Raw genomic sequence first — 22475 nt, 5'->3', positions numbered from 1 at the left:
GTCTGTCGGCCGGTCATCTTGTCGAGTGAAACCGGCAGAGAAAAGCGTGAAGACGAGGGCATAAGGAGATGTCCCATGACTTTTGCCAATACCGTTCTTCTGCCGGTGGATATGCAACGAGCCTTCGACGAGCCCTCCTGGCCACTTCGCTGGAACGACGCCTGCGACCGCAACGGGCAAGCCGTCCTGAGCGCATGGCGGTCGGCGGGACTTCCCGTGATCCATGTGAAGCACGATTCCGTCACGCCCGGCTCGACCCTGACACCCGGTCAGCCAGGGAACGCCTTCCGGCCAGGCTTCGAGCCCCGCGACGGAGAACCCGTGATCTCGAAAAGCGTCAATTCAGGCTTCATCGGGACGGATCTCGACCTGCGTCTGAGGCGGCTCGGCATCCGCACGGTCGTGGTTTTCGGCATCTCGACCGATATGTGCGTCTCGACGACGGTGCGGGTCGGGGCCAATCTCGGCTATGACATGATCCTCGTCGAGGATGCTTGCGATTGCTTCGACCTGCCCGATGGCGCGGGCGGGACGATCCCCGCCCGAGCGATCCATCAGGCCCATGTGGCAACGCTGGGCTTCGAGTTCGCCAAGATCATCACGACCCGGGAATTGTTGGCCGGGCTGACATCGGCCAGCCCAGCCGCGGCCTGACTTAGCCCTTCGGCAGCATGTCCTTCACGAGGCCGCTTGCCTTGGCGAAGTCCATGCGGCCGGCATATTTTCCGCGCAGGACACCCACGACCTTGCCCATGTCCTTCATGGAGGCGGCGCCGGTCTCGGCGATGGCGGCTTCGATGGCCGCCTTCGTCTCGGCCTCATCCATCTGCTGCGGCAGATAGGAGGTGATCACCGCGACCTCGTTCTTCTCCTGATCGGCGAGCTCGGTGCGCCCGCCCTGCTCGTACATGGCAATCGATTCCTGGCGCTGCTTCACCATTTTCTGCAGCAGGGCCAGGATTTCCTCGTCGGAGAGAGGCTCCTTGCCGTTGCCGCGGGCCTCGATGTCCTTGTCCTTGAGGGCCGCCTGAATCAGGCGGATGGCACCGAGCTTGCCCTTGTCGCCGGCCTTCATGGCTTCCTTCATCTCGGCGGTGAATCGTTCGCGCAGCATGGAGTTCTCCTTGGTTTCAAGTCACTTGAGCGTTGACGGAACGCGAACGGCCCCTTAAGTCACGGGGGTAGTTCAAGGGCGGCCCGGGTATGGCCTGCTCAAGCACGGCCTGTTGGCCCCGGACTTACAAGAGATCATGACGATGCTGCAAGACAAAGACGCCACCGGGTCCCTCTCGGGTGGCTGGGCCGAGCCGCGCGCGACCGCGGTTCTTGTGCTCCAGGACGGAACGGTTCTCGAAGGCTTCGGCATCGGCGCCGTCGGCGAAGCGACCGGCGAGGTCTGCTTCAACACCGCGATGACGGGCTACCAGGAGATCCTGACCGACCCGTCCTATGCCGGCCAGATCATCACCTTCACCTTTCCCCATATCGGCAATGTGGGCACCAATGAGGAAGATATCGAGAGCGTCAACGCCGCCTCGTCCTCTGGCGTGCGCGGCGTCGTGCTGGCCGCGACCATCACCGAGCCGTCCAACTGGCGCGCCTCCCGCGACCTGGACGCCTGGCTGAAAGCCCGCAACATCGTTGGCCTCTCGGGCATCGACACGCGGGCGCTGACCGCGCTCATCCGCGACAAGGGCATGCCGAACGCGGTCATCGCCCATAATCCGGAAGGTCAATTCGACATCGAGGCCCTAAAGGCCAAGGCCGCCGCCCTCCCCTCTATGGACGGCCTCGACCTCGTGCCCCTCGTGACCAGCGCCCAGCGCTTCGACTGGGACGAGACCACCTGGACCCGTGGCGAAGGCTATGGCCATCAGGATGGCGCACCGAAGCACCACGTGGTCGCCATCGATTACGGTGTGAAGCGCAACATTCTGCGCCTTCTCGCCCGCGCCGGCTGCAAGGTCACGGTGGTTCCCGCGACCGCCTCGGCGGAAGACGTGCTGGCTCTGAAGCCCGACGGCGTGTTCCTCTCCAACGGCCCCGGCGATCCCGCAGCGACCGGTGAATACGCCGTGCCCGTGATCCGCAAGGTGCTCGACGAGAAGATCCCGACCTTCGGCATCTGCCTCGGCCACCAGATGCTGAGCCTGGCTGTCGGCGCCAAGACCAAGAAGATGCACCAGGGCCACCATGGGGCGAACCATCCGGTGAAGGACAAGACCACCGGCAAGGTCGAGATCACCTCCATGAACCATGGTTTCGCGGTGGATCCGGAGACCCTGCCGAAGAACGCCGTGGAAACCCACGTCTCCCTGTTCGACGGCTCCAATTGCGGCATCTCGCTCACCGACCGTCCGGCCTTCTCTGTGCAGTACCACCCGGAGGCCTCGCCCGGCCCGCAGGACAGCCATTATCTGTTCGACCGCTTCGTGCAGCTGATGGATCAGAAAAAGGCATAAGCGTAACGATGATGTGAAGGCTGGCGCCGCGACAAACGCATCTGTTGCGCCAGCCTCCCAAATCACGGTAACCGATCATTAACCATAAAAACAAAATGATTCCGGTTATTGCTTTGGGGGTTTTACGATGGATTTCGATGACGATTCCGGCGAGTTCAGCCGACTGCACAACCTGTTCACGTTCCATCTCGGCATCGCCGTCACGCTGTCCTGGCTGACCTCGCTTTACGCGGCCATCTACGCTCCCTGGGTGCGCAACATCCGCCCCCTGATCGACCCGACCAATATCGGCACGGTCGAGAGCACCTGGTCCTATCTCTTCATCTTTCCGGTGGTGCTCACGACGGCCTGGCTGATCTCGATCTTCGGCCAGAACCTCTTCGCCCAGTTCCGCATCTTCAAGAACCAGATCGTCGAGTTCGCCATCGCGGCGGCCGTCGCCTTCGGGATGTTCTACCTGTCCATCGACCGCGCCGTCGCGGCCATGCTCATCGGCATGTAAGGACCGGCAGGAAAGGGAAAGCCCCGCTCGATCTTTCGCCTGCGCTACGCGTTCACTCCCCGATTTGAAGGGAGAGAAACATGGCTCAAGCGAAAGGATATGGCGATCCGCAGGGCTACAACGCGCCGCTCGGCACGGAGACTTACGTCTTCCGCAACAACGGCATCGTCCCGAATTCGCCCCTGCCGCTGATCGTGCGACGCGGGGCGATTTCGCCCTCCGACCACGATCCGGTCAGGACCTTCAAGACGACCTTTGCCAAGAATGGCTGGACGAATGCCTGGCTCAACGGCATCCACGACTATCACCACTACCACTCCAACACTCACGAGGTACTCGGCATCGTCTCGGGTACGGCCCAGGTCCGCTTCGGCGGCGAGGACGGCGATCTCGTGGCCGTGAGTGCCCGCGATGTGGTGATCATTCCCGCCGGCGTCGCCCATGCCTGCATCAACGCAAGCGACGACTTTTCTGTGGTCGGCGCCTATCCGGGTGGCGCCGATTACGACACCATCCGAGACGATCCGGGCACCCTCGCCATATCGCAGCAGCGCATTGCGCAGATTCCCCTGCCAGATTCCGACCCGGTGGACGGCGCCGATGGCCCACTTATGAAGCTCTGGAGCTGAGGGGAGCGGACAGCCTCCTGCCCGGCGCCCCACGGCGGGAGGTTGCTAAATCGCGTGGCTGGCCCCATGACTCGAAGCTCGCTTTCAGCGACATCTTGAACTTCGTGGGGCATTTCTTCCGATGAACTGGCGCGATTACTGGAACCAGGACACGCCGATCTATACGAGCGAGCGGCACAAGCTCCTGCATTATCGCCTGATCGCCAGCGACATCATCGGGCTCATCCCCTCCCCGGAGGCGGTGATGCTCGATTACGGCTGCGGCGAGGCGCTGTTCGCCGACAAGATCGCGGCCAAATGTGGCCGTCTCTATTTGAGCGATGCCGCGCCACTGGTGCGTGAGCGCTTGAACGAACGTTTCAAGGGCAATGAGCGGATCGTTATTCTGTCCACCGACGACGTCACCGACATTGCCGACGCTTCCCTCGATCTCATCGTGGTGAACTCGCTCGTCCAGTATCTCTCCCTTGACGAGTTCCGCGCTCTTCTAAGGCTCATGCACGAGAAGCTGAAAGCCAACGGCAAGCTCGTTTTGGGCGACATCATCCCGCCGGACATCAGCCCGCTCACCGATGCGAAGGCCCTGCTCTCCTTCGCTTGGCAGGGTGGCTTTTTAAGATCAGCCGTCACCGGCCTCGCCCGCACCGCCTTCTCGGAATATCGCAAGATCCGCGAGGAAGTGGGCCTTGCTCAATACAGCGACGAGGAGATTGTCGATCTCCTCAACGATGCCGGTTTCGAGCCCGAGCGCGCCGAGCGGAACCTCGGACACAACCAGGCCCGCATGACCTTCGTGGGACGGCCTGCTCAGGCTCGTGAGATGGAAGACCTCACCGAGCGCTGATCGCTCGCCAGCGACAGGCCGAACACCCCAAGACCCGCAACGGCCAGAGCCGCGCCGACCCATCCGGTTGAGGCAAAGCCGTAGCCTGCCGCAATCGCCAAGCCGCCGAGCCAGGCGCCGAGCGCATTGGCAATGTTGAAGGCCGAATGATTGAGGGCGGCCGCCAGAGTCTGCGCATCGGCAGCAACATCCATCAGACGGGTCTGAAGTGCCGGTCCGATGGCGACGCTGCAGCCGACGAGAAAGACGCAGGCCGAGAGCATGTAAGGGTTCTCGGCCGTGAGCCAGAGCACCGTCATCACCACGGCGCTGCAGGCGAGCACTCCGCCAATGGTCGCCATCAGATTGCGGTCCGCGAACCACGCGCCGACGAGATTGCCGACGATCATGCCTGAGCCGAACAGGGCCATCATGACTGGTACGGCGCTGTCCGGCATTCCGGCGACTTCCGTCGCAGTCGACGCGATGTAGGAGAAAACGGAGAAAAGACCGCCGAAGCCAACCGCGCCGATGCCGAGGGTGAACCAGACCTGCTTGCGCCTGAAGGCGCCCAGTTCCCGCATCGGGCTCGCGCCCTCCTGCACCTTGTCCTTCGGCAGGAAGAGCCAGATCAGCACCACGGTCAGCGCGCCCATGAAGCCGACGGCCCCGAAGGCGAGCCGCCAAGTCAGGATTTGGCCGAACCACGTGGCCACGGGCGTACCCAGTAGGGTGGCGACGGTCAGGCCCATCATGACGCGGGCGACCGCCTGGGTGCGCTTGTTGGGCGGAACCAGGGAGGCCGCCACCAGCGCCGCCACGCCGAAATAGGCGCCGTGCGGCAAACCGGTGAGGAAGCGCAGGAGCACGAAAGATTCGAAGGTCGGCGCAATGGCGCTGACAGCATTGCCGACTGCGAAGACCGCCATCAGGAGCAGGAGGAGCGTCTGGCGCGCGAGCTTGGCCGCGAGGACAGCAATGATCGGAGCACCCACCACGACCCCAAGCGCATAGGCGCTGATCGCATATCCTGCCTCGGGCGTCGTAACGTTGAATTCCTGCGCGACGTTCGGCAGCAGGCCCATGATCGCGAACTCGCCAGTGCCGATGCCGAAGCTGCCGACCGCAAGCGCCAGCTCGATCAGGGCGACGGCGAGGCGGGAATGCGGAACGGCAGGGGCCTTGTCCTGTGCAAGACAGACGTCTTCGGCAATGACCATATCGGACATGGAGCCCCCAAGATTTTCATGCGATGCGGTGATGGATGAAGCGACGGAGTCCGTTAAGCCGCTCCGATGACGATTATATTGCACCGCAAAAAAGATTTGCGGGATGTATCGGAATGCAGGCCAGGGCTGCACTGGAAGACTGGAACGTGGCCGATCCGCCTCAGATCTGCTGATGGCCTATGCAAATGTCCACTTTTTGTGCGCCATGAAGCTCCACAGCATCACAACACCCGTCGTGATGATCTGCGCGGGAAGGTACGGTCCGTCGAGCCAGACCGTGAACGCATGCATGAGGAACCAGGTCACGAGGAAGCCGATGAAGGCCACAAGAGCAAAGCGCCATGTGGCCTCGCGATGGGGCCGATCGCTCTCATAAGTATGCTTGCGGTTGAGCATGTAGGACAGGAGGCCTCCCGCCACATAGCCCGCAAGCGTTGCCGGAACGGGATCGATGTCTGCGCCTTCGACGAGGGCGATGAGGAGCCCGTAATGGGCGACAGCAGCCGCGAGGCCAACTCCGAAGAAGGCGGTGAACTGGCGGGCAAGGCGCTGGAAGGAACGAGACGCGATCACGTCCTCTCGATAGCGGCTTCCCACCCGCCCGTCACCTCATTCCCTGAAGAAGCCCTGCGATCCTGCGAGATATGAAGCGTGGAGCAAATTTGGCCCCTATGGCCCCGACCCGGTTCCTAGCGCCTGGAATGACGATGGCCTGCCCGGCCTCGTAGCCCTCTACGCCGACGCGTGCGACCTCGGCGGAGGACATCACATCCGCCTTGAAAAGTCGCGAATCCTTCAAGCCGGCCGTCTCAGAAAACTCGCTCTCGGTCGGCCCCGGGCAGAGGGCGGTCACGGTCACGCCGTGTGGCTTGGCCTCGTCGTGCAGGGCCTCGGACAGGGACAGGACGAAGGCTTTCGTCGCGTAATAGACTGCCATATAGGGCCCAGCCTGGAAGGCTGCGAGCGAGGCCACATTGAGGATTCCACCCCGCTTCCGCTCGATCATGCCGGGCAGCATCAGGCGGCAGAGCGAGGCAAGCGCCGTGATGTTGAGGTCGATCATGGCGAGTTGCTTCTCGTGCGGAAGAGAGGCGAAATATCCCCGCAGGCCGAACCCGGCATTGTTGACCAGGGTATGGACCGTGATCCCCCGTTCCCGGAGCATTTCATACAGATCCCGAGGCGCTTCCCGATCCTCAAGGTCGATCGCCATGATCTCGACAGGAACGCCTTGAGTCCGGCCGATCTCCGCGCTCAAAGCCTCGAGCCGCTCGTGCCGTCGGGCTGTGAGGACGAGTGGGCAGCCCCGGCTGGCAAAGACGCGGGCCAGTTCCGCGCCGATCCCGCTGGAGGCTCCTGTGATCAATGTCCAGCGCGGCTCTCCGGTCGTGTCCATGTTTTCCCAACCCCATTCATTATTCAGCCCGACGGATCGTACCGCATGGGCATTGCCTGTCTAAATCATGGCTCAGGCCTTTGAATTTGCTCAAGGTCCGTGTAAGAGCCTCTCTCAACCTACAATCCGATCACATCCCGGCTGCGCTTGAAGCGCCGTAGCTTTACGGCCGCGCGGCTGGACACGCCTGGGTGGCCCAATGCCAAAGCGGACAGACATCTCCTCCATTCTCATCGTCGGCGCCGGCCCGATCATCATCGGCCAAGCCTGCGAGTTCGATTATTCGGGCACACAGGCCGTAAAGGCCCTGAAGGAGGAAGGCTACCGCATCGTCCTGGTAAATTCGAACCCCGCGACGATCATGACCGATCCCGATCTCGCGGATGCCACCTATGTCGAGCCGATCACGCCTGAGATCGTCGCCAAGATCATCGAGAAGGAGCGCCCGGACGCCATCCTGCCCACCATGGGCGGCCAGACGGCTCTGAACTGCGCCCTGTCGCTCAAGAAGATGGGCGTGCTGGAGAAGTTCAACGTCGAGATGATCGGCGCGACGGCGGAAGCCATCGACAAGGCCGAGGACCGGCAGCTCTTCCGCGAGGCTATGACCAAGATCGGCCTCGACACGCCGAAATCCCGCCTCGCCAACGCCTCAGCCCTCAAGAAGGGCGACCGGGACGCCTATCTCGCCGAGCTGGCGCGCATGGAAGCCATGGATATGCATCCCGGCGACAAGAAGCGCCACATCGCGGCCTACAAGCTGAAATGGGATGCGGCCGAGAACGACCGCCGCAAGCGCTACCAGGAGCACGCCATGGGCGAGGCTCTGATCGCGCTCTCCGAGGTGGGCTTGCCCGCGATCATCCGCCCCTCCTTCACCATGGGCGGCACCGGTGGCGGCATCGCCTATAACCGCGACGAGTTCCTCGACATCGTGGAGCGGGGCCTCGACGCCTCCCCCACCAACGAGGTGCTGATCGAGGAGAGCGTGCTCGGCTGGAAGGAGTACGAGATGGAAGTCGTCCGCGACAAGGCGGACAACTGCATCATCATCTGCTCCATCGAGAACTTCGACCCGATGGGCGTCCACACCGGCGACTCGATCACCGTGGCGCCTGCCCTGACGCTGACCGACAAGGAATACCAGATCATGCGCGACGCCTCGCTGGCGGTCCTGCGCGAGATCGGCGTCGAGACCGGCGGCTCGAACGTGCAGTTCGCGATCAACCCGGACAACGGGCGCATGATCGTGATCGAGATGAACCCGCGCGTCTCGCGCTCCTCCGCGCTCGCTTCCAAGGCCACGGGCTTCCCCATCGCCAAGGTCGCGGCGAAGCTCGCCGTCGGCTACACCCTGGACGAGATCGCCAACGACATCACCGGCGGCGCGACCCCGGCCTCCTTCGAGCCGACCATCGACTACGTGGTCACCAAGATCCCGCGCTTCGCCTTCGAGAAATTCCCCGGCGCCGAGCCGACGCTGACCACGGCGATGAAATCCGTGGGCGAGGCCATGGCTATCGGCCGCTCCTTCCCGGAATCGCTCCAGAAGGCCCTGCGCTCGCTGGAAACCGGCCTGACCGGCCTCGACGAGATCGAGATCGAGGGCCTCGGCAAGGGCGATGACCGCAACGCCATCAAGGCGGCCATCGGCACGCCGACCCCGGATCGGATCCTCAAGGTCGCGCAGGCCCTTCGCCTCGGCATCAGCCATGACGAGGTCTACGAGAGCTGCAAGATCGACCGCTGGTTCCTGGAGCAGCTCCAGGACATCGTCGACCTGGAAGCCAAGGTGAAGGCCCATAGCCTGCCGACGACGCCAGGCGCCTTCCGCCAGCTCAAGGCCATGGGGTTCTCGGACGCGCGCCTAGCCGTGCTGGCCCATAAGACCGAGGCTGAGGTGCGCGAGGCACGCCGTGCTCTGAACGTGCGTCCCGTCTTCAAGCGCATCGACACCTGTGCGGCGGAGTTCGCCTCCCCGACCGCCTACATGTATTCGACCTATGCCGCGCCCTTCGCCGGCCAGCCCGCGGACGAGGCCACGCCCTCGGATGCCAAGAAGGTCATCATTCTCGGCGGCGGCCCGAACCGGATCGGCCAGGGTATCGAGTTCGATTATTGCTGCTGTCATGCCTGCTTTGCGCTGAAAGATGCGGGCTATGAGACCATCATGATCAACTGCAACCCGGAGACGGTCTCGACCGACTACGACACCTCCGATCGGCTCTATTTCGAGCCGCTGACGCAGGAAGACGTGCTGGAGATCATCGAGACCGAGCGCTCAAAGGGCACGCTCCACGGCGTGATCGTGCAGTTCGGCGGCCAGACCCCGCTGAAGCTCGCCCGCGCGCTGGAAGAAGCGGACGTGCGCATCCTCGGCACCTCGCCGGACGCCATCGACCTCGCCGAGGACCGCGACCGGTTCAAGCGCCTCCTCGACAAATTGCACTTGAAGCAGCCGAAGAACGGCATCGCCTATTCGGTGGAGCAGGCCCGCCTGATCGCCGCCGATCTCGGCCTGCCCTTCGTGGTGCGTCCGTCCTATGTGCTCGGCGGCCGCGCTATGGCGATCATCCGCGACGAGACCCAGTTCGAGGATTACCTGCTCGGTACCCTGCCGAGCTTGATTCCCTCCGACGTCAAGGCGCGCTACCCCAACGACAAGACGGGCCAGATCAACACGGTTCTGGGCAAGAACCCCCTCCTCTTCGACCGCTACCTCTCGGATGCGATCGAGGTGGATGTGGACTGCCTTGCCGACGGCAAGGACGTGTTCATCGCCGGCATCATGGAGCACATTGAGGAAGCGGGCATCCATTCGGGCGATTCCGCCTGCTCGCTGCCGCCGCGCTCCCTCTCGCCGGAGATCATCGCCGAGCTGGAGCGCCAGACGAAGGCCCTGGCCCTGGCGCTCGACGTCGGCGGCCTGATGAACGTGCAATACGCCATCAAGGACGGCACGATCTACGTGCTGGAAGTGAACCCGCGCGCCTCGCGCACGGTCCCCTTCGTGGCCAAGGTCATCGGCGAGCCCATTGCCAAGATCGCGGCCCGAATCATGGCGGGCGAGAGCCTAGCCAAGTTCGGCCTCACCCCGAAGGAATTGCCGCATATCGGCGTCAAGGAAGCGGTCTTCCCCTTCGCCCGTTTCCCGGGCGTGGACGTGCTACTCGGGCCGGAGATGCGCTCGACCGGTGAGGTGATCGGCCTCGACCGCGGCTTCGGCGTGGCCTTTGCCAAGAGCCAGCTCGGCGCCGGCAGCCAGGTTCCCAAGACCGGAACTCTCTTCGTCTCGGTCCGCGACTCGGATAAGGCCCGCATTCTGCCCACCGTCCGGATGCTCGAGGAGATCGGCTTCCGGGTCATGGCGACCGCCGGCACCCAGAAGTTTCTTGAGGAAAACGGCGTCAAGGCGACGCGGATCAACAAGGTGCTGGAAGGCCGCCCCCACGTGGTGGATGCCATCAAGAACGGGGATATCCAGCTCGTCTTCAATACCACCGAAGGGGCTGGCGCCCTCTCGGATTCCCGCTCTTTACGACAAGCTGCCCTCTTGCATAAGATACCTTACTACACCACTCTTGCAGGAGCGATTGCCGCAGCCGAGGGCATCAAGGCATACCTCAGCGGCGATCTCGAAGTCCGGGCGCTTCAGGAATACTTTGCCTGAGGCATCCGGCCTCACATTGGAACTGCGAAGCTTCTGGTAAGTTTTCGTTGATATGCGAGGGCGCTGGAAACAGCGGCCTCGTACCTCTTTTTGGACGAGACAAACGATGGACAAGGTCCCTCTGACGATCAAGGGTTTTGCGGCGCTCGAGGACGAACTCAAGCACCGGCAGCAGGTTGAACGCCCCCGGATCATCCAGGCGATTGCGGAGGCCCGCGCGCTTGGCGACCTGTCGGAAAATGCCGAATACCATGCCGCTAAGGAAGCCCAATCCCTCAACGAGGGCCGGGTGCTCGAGCTCGAAAGCCTGATTTCCCGTGCCGAAGTCATCGATATTGCAAAGCTCTCGGGCGATCGGATCAAGTTCGGCGCCACGGTAAAGCTCGTTGACGAGGACACCGAGGAAGAGAAAACTTATCAGATCGTTGGCGAACCCGAAGCCGACGTGCGCTCGGGCCGTGTCTCGGTCGCCTCCCCCATCGCCCGCGCTCTCATGGGCAAGACCATCGGCGATACGGTGGAGGTCTCGACCCCCGGCGGCGGCAAGTCCTATGAGGTCGTCGGCGTCCGATTCAGCGCCTGATTGATAGAGAGGGCAGGAAAGATGAGCAATCCTATGATGTCCCTCTCCTCCCGGCGTACCATCCTGAAAACTCTCGCCTGTGCCGGCCTTGCCGGCGCAGGCTTTGCCGCGCCTGCTTATGCTCAGGGCTTCCCACCGGCCTTCTCGTCATTTTCGGTGGATGTGAGCGTCCTGAAGGCCAAGGGCCTCGGCCCCTTTGCCGACCTTGTTGGCGCGGCCGCGCTCGACGAACTGCAGCGCTCCTTTGCCGATCGGGTCGATCCGCGTGGCCCCCGTCTGGTCCTGCGCCTGACAAGTGTCTTTCTCACCTCCTCCCCCGACAACAGCAGCGGATACAAAGGCAGGAGCGGTGGCGGCAACAGCGGACACGATGCCGTGGAGGGCGAGGCCCTGGCCGTCGGCCGCAGAGGCGAAGTCCTGGCAAGCCACCCGATGCTCGCCGTGCGTGACGTCAATACGAGCCCCCTGACCCCGAATGAGCAGGGTCGCGCCGTCGTGATCGCACAGCATTACGTGCGCTGGCTGAGGCGGCAGATCTAAAGATCCTCAACTGTCCTTATCGGATCGCGCCGGAGAGACGCGCTCGCGCCTCACGTCACGATATTGTAATTTAATATCTTTGCATTAAGCTTGGCCGGAAAGCGTCCGAGGGCAGCCATGCCGTACAATATCGTCCGTCTGGGTGGAGAGACCCGGATCAATACGTCAACGGAACAACAGCAAAACCAAATGCAATGGGTGAGGCTCCCTGACGGGCGTTTCGTCATGTTCTGGTTCGGCAACGGCACTCAGCAGGGACAGGCGGATTCAAACGGCTATTTCCAACAGATCTTCGACGCCAACGGGCAGAAGATTGGGGCTGAGACCCGCGTCAACGCAACAATCGATGGCGATGTCGAATCGCTTCTGCCGATCAACTTCTTCGATGGGCGGTGGGGCGCCATCTGGGAGTCGACCCCTGAGAATGCCACAGGCTCAGACATCTATTACCGCCCGTTCGCGCCCGACGGTACGCCGGGACAACAGGTTTCTATCAATGAAACCCCCGGCGGCATGAGGGCAGGCTCCACAACATTCCGAAATGTGTTCCTGCGCAACGATATTTCCGTTGTTCTCTGGAGCGGCAGAAGTTCTCAGGAGGGCCAGCAGGACGATGCAGGCGTCTACTTCCGGCTCATGGGCCCGAATGGCGAATTCATCGGTGGAGAGAAGCGCGTCAACGCTGCCGTGGAGGGGCGGAGTGAATCGCTGATCGCAGCCATTGCGCTCAATGATGGCGGCTTCGTCGTTACCTATAAGGCCTTCTTGGGAGGAACCTACCAGCAGGCCTTCTATGCCAATGGCGAAAAGCGCGGCGTGGAGGTGATGCTCAAGTCCGAAAACGTGAACATCGCCCCTTTCACCCGCAACCTGGCCGACGGCAAATGGGCAACGTTCTGGCACGAGGAAAAGGGCGACGAGGACTTCAACTTCTACTACCGGATCTTCAATGCCGATGGCACCTCTGCCGGCGAGACTGCACTTGTGAGCTCATCCACCACGGGCCCTCAGACCCGTCTAGGTTCCGCAGGTACCGACGATGGCGGTGCCATCTTCTTCTGGCAAGGGAATGGGACGCAGGAAGGTCAGGAGGACGATTCCGGCATCTTCTATCAGCGCTTCAATACCAATGGTGTGAAAGTTGGCTCCGAGACGCGGCTGAACACAACCGTAGCAGACGATCAGTCCAACCTCCGCTACTTCCTCAGTTATCAGCTGGACTCGGAAAGCGGGCGATACGCCATCACGCATTACGTCACTGTCTGGACGAACTCACGGGTGGAAGAGGTAGAGGGCGAGGAAGTTTCGGTGCATCTCGGCCATTCCTTGCAGGTGCTTGATGCTTCAGGTCGCAAGATCGGCCCGGAAATGCGGCTGCAGACGGACGAGTTTCCCGCGCTGACCTTCGAGTATTTTCCGACTAGCGGACGCTCCGTTTTCCTCTGGACCGGAAAAAGCACCACCGCCGGGCAGGAGGACAACGGCGACATCTTCATGCAGATGTTCGATAGCGGCGGCAACAGAATGGGCTCTGAGATCCGCGTCAACGCGACAACGGCGGGCGTCCAGAGCGACGCTCTGGTCAGGGTTCTGCCGAACGGCAGCTTCGTGGTGGCCTGGAACGGCCCCGATGGCGACAATACCGACCTCTTCATGCAGGCCTTCGATGCCAACGGCCAACGCATCGGTGGCGAGATCCTGGTCAACACCTCGGTGACGGGTGTCCAGACAGGCACGTTCCTGGATTTCACAACGGACGGCACGCTGATCGTCGGATGGGAAGGGGTCGGCAACCAGCCGGACCAGGAAGATATCGATCCGATCGGAGGGATCTATTTCCAGCGCTTCAAGATCAACGCGGCACCGGAATCGATTTCCGTCAGTGGATCGATCCAGGAGACAGCTGCCGCAGGCTCGGCGGCGGGAACCCTGTCGACGGTCGATGCCGATATCGGAGACCGCCACACCTACGCCCTTATCGATGGCGGGGCCTCCAATGCCCTGTTCGAGATTGCTGGCAGCGCAATCAAGCTCAAGGCCGGCGCGAAGCTCGATTATGAAAAGGCCTCATCCCACAATCTGCGCGTCAAGGTCACGGACGCCTTTGGCGGCAGCCATGTCCAGGACGTCACGGTAAGCGTCGCCAACGTGCGCGAGAAGACGCCCCTGCGAAAGAGCGGCACCTCGGGCAGCGACATCCTGCGTGGTGAGCTCGGTAACGACACGCTATCGGGTGCGGGCGGCAATGACCGGCTGCACGGCGATCTCGGGCGCGACCGGATCTCCACCGGCAGCGGCAAGGATGTGGTGGTCTTCGACCAGCGCCCATCGAGCAGCAACCGCGATACGATCACCGATTTCGACCCTCGCAAAGACGCGCTCTATTTCGACAACGCATTCTTCACCAAGCTCGGGAAGAAGGGCTCGCTCGAGAAACCGACCAAGCTGTCCAAGACCTATCTCGAATTCGGTGCGCCGAACGACGGCAACGATTATCTCGTCTACAACCGGAAGACAGGCGTACTGTCCTACGATGCCGATGGCAACAAGGCAGGAAAGGCCATCGAGATCGCGGTCTTCACCAACAAGGCAAAACTCACGGCCGCCGATTTCTTCGTGATCTGAATGCGCTGCGGGAATCGGGAGCCGACTCTCCTGGCAACGCCGGGCAGGTCAGGCCTTCTCCGGCTCGACTTCCTCGATCGGCACGAGCGGCTCATCCTTGATGAGATCAAGGGTCAGCGCCGTGCGGACGTTGCGCACGTTCGGAAGGCTCGTGAGCTCGGAGACGAGGCTCTGGAAAGAGGCGAGGTTCGGGGCCACGCATTTCATGATGAAGTCAATGTCGCCCGAGAGTGTCCAGCACTCGCGGACCATGGACCAGTCCTTCACCCGCTGCTCGAATTCCTGCAGCTCCTTTTTGCCCTGGATGTCGAGCTGCACCATGGCGAAGCAGACGATCTCGAATCCGAGATTCTTCGGGTCGAGGATGGCGCGGTAGGCCTTGATGATGCCGGCGCTTTCAAGCGCCCGCACCCGGCGCAGGCACGGGGGTGCCGACAGGCCGACGCGACGCGCCAGCTCCACATTGGTGATGCTGCCGTCGGCCTGCAGTTCTTTCAGGATGGCCCAGTCGATGGAATCGAGGCGTCCGCGCACGGTAACTCCGCTTATGCATGATCGGGCAAGAAAAGCCGGCTGGCTGCCCCGACCGTGCTGCATCAGGTCAAAAAATCTCGTCTTGGCTGAGTAGACCGTGTAGAGGGTCTGCACAAGAAGGACAGGCGATTAAGTCGCAACGAACTTCATGAACTCCACAGGCTCGTTGATCGAATGTTGCGCAATGATACCGGCCTTATCACCTGGGTTCTGACCGATGGCAAGGCCGGGGACGAGCTGCAGGCGCTGAGCGTGACCGAGGCTCTCGGCCTCGATCCCGAAATTCGCCGGATCGATCCGAAACCACCCTTCAGCTGGTTCATGCCCTGGGGCGTTATCGATCCGCGCGAGCGCCCCGGCGCCCCCAACAGCCCTATTGCCCCGCCCTTCCCCGATCTGCTCGTGGCCTCGGGTCGCCGCGCCGTGGCCTATCTGCGCTTCATCAAGAAAGCCACCGGCGGGCGCACCTACACGGTCTTCCTCAAGGATCCCCGCACCGGACCGAAGACAGCCGATTTCATCTGGTCGCCGGAATACGATCGCCTGCGAGGCCCGAACGTTCTCAACACCCTCACCCCGCCCCACCGGATCTCGGTCGAGAAGCTCGAAGCGGCCCGCGCCCACCCTGATCCACGCCTTGCCCACCTCCCCCATCCCAGGGTTGCCGTGCTGGCAGGCGGCGACAGCCGACACCACCGGTTCACGGATGAGGACATCGCCCGCTTCATCCGCCACCTGACCGCCTTGGCCGAGATGGGAGCCGGATTGATGATCACGGCTTCGCGCCGCACCCCCCCGGCCCTTCGGGAGGCCCTGATCGGGCTGGCTGCCCGGCATAGTGGCTTCTTCTGGGACGGCACGGGCGAGAACCCCTTCATCGCCCTGCTGGCCCTCGCCGATTTCGTGGTGGCCACGGGGGATTCCTTCAACATGATCGGCGAGGCCGCCGTGACCGGCAGGCCGATCCTGGTGTTCGAGCCCTCGGGCGGACACCCGAAACTGGATGTTTACATGAGCGCCCTTAAGGCCCATGGAATTGTGCATCCATTCGAGGGCCGTCTTGAAGGACTGCCCTATGAACCACTAAATTCAACTCCCAAGGTCGCGGAGGCCATAGCCGAGGGCTTTAGCCGCCACCGCCGCGCTCTCGGCTTGCCGGACATCGCCTTTTCACTGGAGACCCCCTGATGGCCCATTCTCACGCCAAGCTCATCATCATCGGCTCGGGGCCGGCGGGCTATACGGCAGCGATCTACGCGGCGCGCGCCTTGCTCGAACCGGTGATGATCTCCGGTTTCCAACCCGGCGGGCAGCTCATGATCACCACCGATGTGGAGAACTATCCGGGCTTTGCCGACGTGATCCAGGGCCCCTGGCTCATGGAGCAGATGCGCCTGCAGGCCGAGCATGTGGGCACCAAGATGATCTCCGACCACATCGTCAAGGTGGACCTGAAGCAGCGCCCCTTCCGCCTGGAGGGCGATTCCGGAAACACCTATACCTGCGATGCTCTGGTCGTCGCGACCGGCGCCCAGGCCAAGTGGCTGGGCCTGCCTTCGGAGGGCCAGTTCCAGGGCTTCGGCGTCTCGGCCTGCGCGACCTGTGACGGCTTCTTCTACCGCGGCAAGGAGGTCGTGGTGGTGGGCGGCGGCAACACGGCGGTCGAGGAGGCGCTCTACCTCGCCAACCTCGCCTCAAAGGTCACCCTGATCCATCGCCGGGATTCCTTGCGCGCCGAGCGCATTCTCCAGGACCGCCTGTTCAAGCACCCCAAAATCGAGGTGATCTGGAACTCGGCCGTCGAGGAGATCTGTGGCTCAGAGAACCCCTCCTCCGTCACCCATGTGCGGCTCAAGAACCTCGTTTCGGGCCAGAGTTCGGACTTCAAGACCGACGGCGTCTTCATCGCCATCGGCCACAAGCCCGCGACGGAACTCTTCACCGGCCAGCTCGACATGAAGGCCGGCGGCTATCTGCTGATCAAGCCGGGCTCGACCGAAACGAACATCCCAGGGGTGTTCGCGGCCGGCGACGTCACTGACGACATTTATCGTCAGGCCGTCACCTCGGCAGGCATGGGCTGCATGGCCGCTCTCGACGCGGAGCGCTATCTCGCGGCCTTGGAGGCGACGCAGGAAGCTGCCGAATAGAATTTGTTAACAACTGGTTAGCTCTCAGGCCGATTTCCTGTTGCATCAAACCCCCGGCTCATAAGAGATAAGGAAGCCTTGCGTTCTGAGCATGCGAGGCATGAGGGGAATGCCGTGGACTGGGACAAGATCCGGATTTTCTACACCGTCGCCGAAGCGGGCAGCTTCACGCGGGCCGGTGACGATCTGGGCTTGAGCCAATCGGCCGTGAGCCGCCAGATCAGCGCTCTCGAGCGCGAGCTGAAGGCGCCTCTCTTCCATCGCCATGCCCGCGGGCTGATCCTGACTGAACAGGGCGACCTGTTGTTCCGGGCCGCCCGCGACATGCGTATGCGGCTGGAGACCACCAAGGCCCGCCTTGTGGAAACCAGCGAGCGGCCGTCGGGTGAGTTGAAGGTCACGACCACCGTCGGCCTCGGCTCGATCTGGCTGGCCCAGCGCATCGCCGAGTTCCTCGATCTCTATCCCGACGTGCGAGTCGAATTGATCCTCTCCAACGAGGAACTGGATCTCGCCATGCGCGAGGCCGACGTCGCGATCCGTCTGCGCCGTCCGGCCCAGCCGGATCTGATCCAGCGCCGCCTCTTCACGATCCATTTCCACGTCTATGCCTCGGCCGACTACATCAAGCGGTTCGGCGAACCGAAGACCCTGGAAGAACTGGATGAGCACCGCATCGTCTCGTTCGGTGGTGACCAGCCTTCCTATCTAATGGCCGTGCACTGGCTCTCGACGGCCGGACGCGAGGGGCGCGAGCCGCGTCAGTACCATTACGTCGTCAACAACATCACGGCCCTGAAGCTCGCCGTCGAGACCGGGGCCGGCATCGCCGTGCTGCCGGATTATGCAGTGGTGGGCAATCCGGACCTGGTTCAGATCCTGCGCGACGTGGAAATGCCGTCTCTCGACAGCTATCTCGTCTATGCCGAAGAGATGCGATCGGTCGCCCGCGTACAAGCCTTCCGCGACTTCCTGATCTCCAAGGCCCAGCGCTGGACATTCTGAGGGTCCGAATCCGCTCCCAACCTCAATGGGTTAGGAGAATTTGTCTCAGAGATGACAAAAGCCATGCGCTCAGCGCAGCCCTTTTATGAGGCATGCTGCATTGCAAATAAGCGCCATGCGGCCGATATCACCCTTGGCTGATTTAAACGCGGCACCGCTTTCTTCCTCCCGGCGTTGCCGTGTCGGCCGTTCCCTCTGGAAGGTTTTGACTTTTGTCGGACCTCTACTTTAGCCGGGCTTCGAGCCCGGCTTTTTTCTTTTCAGGGGGCTTAGCGCATCGTGCGGACCCAGAGGGCCGCTTCAGCGAAAAGTAGATCCGGTTTTCCGCACCGAACGAACCGATGCTCTAGCGAGGTAGGCCCTGCTCCACCTCTTCCTTGAGCGCACGGCGCAGGACCTTGCCCACATTGGTCTTCGGCAGAGTGTCCCGAAACTCGATCCGGCGCGGCACCTTGTAGCCGGTCATGTTCTCCCGGCAGAACTGGCGCAGTTCGTCGCTGGTCAAAGCCTGGTCTTTCCGGACCACATAGGCCACCACCGTCTCGCCCGAATGCTCATCTGGCAAACCGATGACAGCGACTTCCATCACGCCCGGATGTTTGACGATCACGTCTTCCACTTCGTTCGGGTAGACGTTGAAACCGGAGACGAGGACCATGTCCTTCATCCGGTCCACGATCTTCACCTGCCCATCGGGCAGGATCACCGCCACGTCGCCGGTACGGAACCAGCCATCCGGGGTCATCACCTTGGCGGTCTCGTCAGGCCGCTGCCAGTAGCCGGCCATGACCTGCGGTCCCTTCACACACAATTCTCCCCGCTCGCCGGGCGGAAGGATCGCGCCGTCGCTTGCGCGCACGGACACATCCGTCGATGGCAGCGGATAGCCGATGGTGCCGGTGAATTCCTCGATATCGAGCCGGTTGGCGCAGACCACCGGCGAGGTCTCGGAGAGGCCATAGCCTTCGACGATGGGTTGCCCGGTTACTTCCTTCCATTTCCTCGCGACGACTTCCTGGGTCGCCATGCCGCCGGAGACGGCAAAGACCATCTGCGAGAAATCGACCTTCTCGATGCCGGGCGCATTGGCCAGGGCATTGTAGAGCGTGTTGAGGCCGGACATGAGCGTGAACGGACTCTTCTGCAGCGTCTTGACGAAGCCGGGAATGTCGCGCGGATTGGCGATCAGCAGCTGGCACCCGCCGATCCGCGTCATCAGCATGGCACAGACGGTGAGAGCGAAGATGTGATAGAGCGGCAGGGCCGTGACCATCACGTGATCTTCGCGATCGCCGAAGAACGGCAGCATCCAGGCTTCGCACTGGAGCACGTTGGCGACCACGTTGCGATGGAGCAGAGTTGCGCCCTTGGCGACCCCCGTCGTGCCGCCCGTATACTGGAGGAAGGCGATATCGTCGGGCGAGACAGTCACCGCCTGAGCTTTCCGCTTGGCGCCCTCGGCGATGACAGTCTTGAAGGCGATGGCCTGCGGCAGGCTGAAGGGTTTGACCGCCTTCTTCACGTGGCGCGAGACCAGATTGACGATAGCACCCTTGAGGCCAAGGAGGTCGCCGGGCGTGGCGAGAACCACGCGATCGAGCTTCAGATCCGGCAGCGACTCCTGGACCGTCGCGGCGAAGTTTTCCAGCACGAACAGGAAGCGCGCGCCGGAATCCTTGAGCTGATAGGTCAGCTCCCGCGGGGTGTAGAGCGGATTGACGTTGACGACCGTACCGCCAGCGAGAAGCACCCCGAACAGGATGGGCGGGAAGGCCATCACGTTCGGCAGCATGATGGCCACCCGGTCACCCTTCTTCAGCCCCTGCGCCTGGAGCCAGGAGGCGACCGCATCGGCCTCGCGTCCCAGGGCGCCATAGGTCATCCGCTTGCCGAAACTCTCGACGGCGGCCCGGTTCGAATAGTCCACGACGGCCTTGTGGAAGATGTCGTTCAGCGTGCCGATGCTGGCCTCGTCGATCGTCTTGGGGACCTGCGCGGGATAGGAGCTGAGCCAGGGTCGGGCGGCATAGGGATCCGAAGCGTCTGCCGTGGCAGGCACCGGGGTCGAGGCGGTCATTGTTGTCCTCCGCTTTGCGGCGAGGTTTGCTTCATGGGAGATGGCGTCTCCATCAAGCCTAACTTGGCGCGGAAGAGCCCATTTGTCGATGGAAATAGTTTAGACCTGAACGATCATCTACGGATCGTTCAGGTCTGACGATCGTCAGTGAGCCTTGTGCAGGACCTGCTCCGCCGGCCGGCCACTCAGCTCCGCCATGTGGTCGAACCGGGTTGAGAAGGTCCCGACGCCCGCCGTCGCCGAACGGAGTTCGACGATGAGATCGCCGATCTCCGATTCCGGAATGGTGGCGCTGAGCACCTGCCAGCCAGCCCAGCCGGGCCGCTCGTCATAACCGAGGATCTGCCCCCGCCGTCCGGTGACAAGAGCCGTTGCCTTGGAGAGCGCCTCAGACGGCATCGTGATCTCGACCGACAGAACCGGCTCCAGCAGCACGGGCTTAGCCTTCGGCAGGGCCTCCGCCAGCGCGAGCTTCGCCGCGGCCTGGAAGGCGGCGTCCGAGGAATCCACCGTATGGTAGGATCCGTCGGTGAGCGTCACCGCGAGATCCACGACCGGGAAGCCGAGAGGCCCGCATTTGAGTGCATCCCGGACGCCGGTCTCGACGGAGGGGATATACTGGCGCGGAACCACGCCGCCGGTGATCTGATCCTGGAAGGCGAAGCCCTCCCCGCGCGGCAGCGGCTTGATCTCGATCATCACGTCGCCGAACTGGCCATGGCCGCCGGTCTGCTTGCGGTGCCGTCCGCGGGCCGAGGCCGGGTGTTTGATCGTCTCGCAATAGGCCACCTTGGGCTTTGTCGTCTCGACGCCGACCTGGAAGCGCGAAGCGAGCTTTTCCACGGCCACGCGCAGATGCATCTCGCCCTGCCCATGGAGCCGGATCTCACCCATCTCAGGTCGAGTTTCCACTGCGAGGGACGGGTCCTCCTCGGTGATCTTGGCAAGCGCGCTCGAAAGGCGCACGTCGTCCTTGCGGTCCTTAACCTTGAGAGCCAGCACATAGACCGGCTCCGGCGGCGCCGGCGAAACAATGGCCTCGGGCCTTGCCTTGCCGGATGCGAAGCTGTCGCCCGTGGCGATGCCCTCCAGCCGACCGAAGCCGACCGCATCGCCGGCCACAGCCTCTGTCTTGCGATTCATCGTGCTGCCCACGAGCGTGGCGAGGCTGCCGATCCGCGCCTCGGCCCCACGCGAGCCGACCACCGTATCGCCCTCATGGAAAGCGCCGCGCATGACGCGGGCAACGGAAAGCTTGCCACCCTGGCCCATATGCAGGGTCTTCATGGCCTGGGCGAGAGGCGCGCCCTCTTCGGGAATACCGAGACGCACGCGGGTTTGCGTCAGACCCGGCGCCTCGTGGCGCAGCGCTTTCAGAAGCCGCGTGACACCGTTGCCGCGCTCGGCTGAGCCGATCAGGGCCGGCACCACATGCCGTTCCTTCAACTCCCGCGAAAGATCGTCGAAGATCTGGTCGCGCGGCGGCTCGATCTCGGAGATCAACTCCTCCATGAGCGCATCGTCGTAATCGGCCAGACGCTCGAGCATGGCGAAGCGCGCTTCCTTCTCCCGCGGCAGTTCGCCTTCAGGCAGATCCACGATTTCGCTCGGCGCATGCTCGCGATAGATGAAGGCACGCTCAAGCGCGAGATCGATGAAGCCGATGGCGATGCCGTCCTTCCAGAGCGGGATCTGGCGCAGAAGCAGCGGCGTGCGCGAGGCCTGCTGCAGCAGTGCCAATGTCTCACGTATGCGCTGAGTAGCCGTGTCGATCTTGTTGATGAAGAGGAAGCGCGGAATGTCGGCCTCCTCCAATTCGCGCAGAATGATTTCGAGGGCCGGGATCTTGCGTTCGTCCGCCTCACAGACAACGATCGCCGCATCACAGACCGGCATGACGTTGCGCATCTCGTGCAGGAATTCCGTCGAGCCAGGGCAATCCACGAAGGTGATGCTCTCGCCCAGAAACTCGACCGTCGCCACATTGGGCTCAATGCTCATGGCATGGGCGCGGGCCTCCGCGCTCGCATCGCCGACGCTGTCCCCATTCGCCACGCGACCCGCCCGGGAGACGGCTCCTGTCCGCTCCAGGATTGCCTCAAGCAGGGTGGTCTTGCCGCTCTGGAACGGGCCTACGATCGCGATGCATCGCGGGCCCGCATCTAGTCTGCCGTTGGGTGCCATTGGACGTCATCCTTCCCTGCCCCCATCGTTGGCGCGCTCTTCACGGGCGCGTTATCGCGAATGCTC

At 62.8% G+C, this 22475-nt stretch carries 19 protein-coding genes; 12 read left to right on the top strand and 7 right to left on the bottom strand.

From position 1 onward, the window contains the following. The first annotated feature begins 75 nt into the window (after nucleotides 1-75). Nucleotides 76-654 (top strand): cysteine hydrolase family protein, encoded by a 579-nt coding sequence (locus tag JO965_RS07035; RefSeq protein WP_203442976.1) that lies wholly within the window; start codon nucleotides 76-78, stop codon nucleotides 652-654. A 1-nt stretch (nucleotide 655) separates the two neighbouring features. Here JO965_RS07035 and JO965_RS07030 read toward each other — a convergent pair whose 3' ends face one another. Continuing rightward, nucleotides 656-1114, bottom strand: a complete 459-nt coding sequence (locus JO965_RS07030) for a GatB/YqeY domain-containing protein (RefSeq protein ID WP_203442975.1) — start codon at nucleotides 1112-1114, stop codon at nucleotides 656-658. A 142-nt stretch (nucleotides 1115-1256) separates the two neighbouring features. On the opposite strand from JO965_RS07030, the gene carA reads away from it, so the two are divergent. From carA to JO965_RS07010, 4 genes are all read left to right on the top strand, one after another. Next, nucleotides 1257-2462: a glutamine-hydrolyzing carbamoyl-phosphate synthase small subunit gene (carA, locus tag JO965_RS07025; protein WP_203442974.1), complete on the top strand. Its 1206-nt coding sequence runs from the start codon at nucleotides 1257-1259 to the stop codon at nucleotides 2460-2462. 127 nt (nucleotides 2463-2589) lie between these two features. Further along, nucleotides 2590-2964, top strand: coding sequence for a hypothetical protein (locus JO965_RS07020; protein ID WP_203442973.1), 375 nt, complete (start codon nucleotides 2590-2592; stop codon nucleotides 2962-2964). An 80-nt stretch (nucleotides 2965-3044) separates the two neighbouring features. Next, a complete protein-coding gene (locus JO965_RS07015; RefSeq protein ID WP_203442972.1) occupies nucleotides 3045-3593 on the top strand; it encodes a cupin domain-containing protein in 549 nt (182 codons plus the stop codon). Nucleotides 3594-3714: 121 nt separating this feature from the next. Further along, on the top strand, nucleotides 3715-4437 hold the full coding sequence (locus JO965_RS07010; RefSeq protein WP_203442971.1) for a class I SAM-dependent methyltransferase: 723 nt from the start codon (nucleotides 3715-3717) through the stop codon (nucleotides 4435-4437). Here the strand turns inward: JO965_RS07010 and JO965_RS07005 are convergent. The 3 genes from JO965_RS07005 to JO965_RS06995 all read right to left on the bottom strand — a co-directional run bounded on the left by JO965_RS07005 (nucleotide 4401) and on the right by JO965_RS06995 (nucleotide 7041). After that, on the bottom strand, nucleotides 4401-5636 hold the full coding sequence (locus JO965_RS07005) for an MFS transporter (protein ID WP_371826868.1): 1236 nt from the start codon (nucleotides 5634-5636) through the stop codon (nucleotides 4401-4403). The genes JO965_RS07010 and JO965_RS07005 overlap by 37 nt on opposite strands. A 186-nt stretch (nucleotides 5637-5822) precedes the next feature. Further along, nucleotides 5823-6242: a GtrA family protein gene (locus JO965_RS07000; RefSeq protein WP_371826841.1), complete on the bottom strand. Its 420-nt coding sequence runs from the start codon at nucleotides 6240-6242 to the stop codon at nucleotides 5823-5825. A gap of 7 nt (nucleotides 6243-6249) precedes the next feature. Next, entirely contained in the window at nucleotides 6250-7041 is a 792-nt protein-coding gene (locus tag JO965_RS06995) for an SDR family oxidoreductase (protein ID WP_203442969.1), read from the bottom strand. A 199-nt stretch (nucleotides 7042-7240) separates the two neighbouring features. Between JO965_RS06995 and carB the strand changes: the two genes are divergently transcribed. The 4 genes from carB to JO965_RS06975 all read left to right on the top strand — a co-directional run bounded on the left by carB (nucleotide 7241) and on the right by JO965_RS06975 (nucleotide 14459). Next, on the top strand, nucleotides 7241-10711 hold the full coding sequence (gene carB / locus JO965_RS06990) for a carbamoyl-phosphate synthase large subunit (RefSeq protein WP_203442968.1): 3471 nt from the start codon (nucleotides 7241-7243) through the stop codon (nucleotides 10709-10711). 106 nt (nucleotides 10712-10817) lie between these two features. Continuing rightward, complete coding sequence (gene greA, locus JO965_RS06985) at nucleotides 10818-11294, top strand: transcription elongation factor GreA (protein ID WP_203442967.1); 477 nt, start codon at nucleotides 10818-10820, stop codon at nucleotides 11292-11294. Nucleotides 11295-11327: 33 nt separating this feature from the next. Next, nucleotides 11328-11834 (top strand): hypothetical protein, encoded by a 507-nt coding sequence (locus JO965_RS06980; protein ID WP_203442966.1) that lies wholly within the window; start codon nucleotides 11328-11330, stop codon nucleotides 11832-11834. 117 nt (nucleotides 11835-11951) lie between these two features. Then, complete coding sequence (locus JO965_RS06975; RefSeq protein ID WP_203442965.1) at nucleotides 11952-14459, top strand: cadherin domain-containing protein; 2508 nt, start codon at nucleotides 11952-11954, stop codon at nucleotides 14457-14459. A 48-nt stretch (nucleotides 14460-14507) separates the two neighbouring features. On the opposite strand, the gene JO965_RS06970 is transcribed toward JO965_RS06975, so the two are convergent. Then, nucleotides 14508-14993 carry an Lrp/AsnC family transcriptional regulator gene (locus JO965_RS06970; protein WP_203442964.1) on the bottom strand — a complete coding sequence of 162 codons (486 nt, stop codon included), beginning with the start codon at nucleotides 14991-14993 and terminating at the stop codon, nucleotides 14508-14510. Nucleotides 14994-15167: 174 nt separating this feature from the next. On the opposite strand from JO965_RS06970, the gene JO965_RS06965 reads away from it, so the two are divergent. From JO965_RS06965 to JO965_RS06955, 3 genes are all read left to right on the top strand, one after another. After that, the gene (locus JO965_RS06965) at nucleotides 15168-16181 is read left to right on the top strand and encodes a mitochondrial fission ELM1 family protein (RefSeq protein ID WP_203442963.1); all 1014 of its coding nucleotides are present in this window, start codon (nucleotides 15168-15170) and stop codon (nucleotides 16179-16181) included. Continuing rightward, nucleotides 16181-17143, top strand: coding sequence for a thioredoxin-disulfide reductase (trxB, locus tag JO965_RS06960; protein ID WP_203442962.1), 963 nt, complete (start codon nucleotides 16181-16183; stop codon nucleotides 17141-17143). The genes JO965_RS06965 and trxB overlap by 1 nt, the downstream gene beginning before the upstream one ends. Nucleotides 17144-17257: 114 nt before the next feature. Next, entirely contained in the window at nucleotides 17258-18148 is an 891-nt protein-coding gene (locus JO965_RS06955; protein ID WP_203442961.1) for a LysR family transcriptional regulator, read from the top strand. 346 nt (nucleotides 18149-18494) lie between these two features. On the opposite strand, the gene JO965_RS06950 is transcribed toward JO965_RS06955, so the two are convergent. Both JO965_RS06950 and JO965_RS06945 read right to left on the bottom strand, forming a co-directional pair. Beyond that, nucleotides 18495-20225, bottom strand: a complete 1731-nt coding sequence (locus JO965_RS06950; protein WP_203442960.1) for an AMP-binding protein — start codon at nucleotides 20223-20225, stop codon at nucleotides 18495-18497. Nucleotides 20226-20369: 144 nt separating this feature from the next. Further along, the gene (locus JO965_RS06945) at nucleotides 20370-22409 is read right to left on the bottom strand and encodes an elongation factor G (protein WP_203442959.1); all 2040 of its coding nucleotides are present in this window, start codon (nucleotides 22407-22409) and stop codon (nucleotides 20370-20372) included. Between the last annotated feature and the right edge of the window lie 66 nt (nucleotides 22410-22475).

The sequence above is a fragment of the Microvirga sp. VF16 genome (genome assembly GCF_016864375.1).
In the GTDB taxonomy this organism is placed as follows: Bacteria; Pseudomonadota; Alphaproteobacteria; order Rhizobiales; family Beijerinckiaceae; genus Microvirga.
Note: the sequence above shows the minus strand (reverse complement) of the source record. Positions and strands in the feature narration are given on the sequence as shown.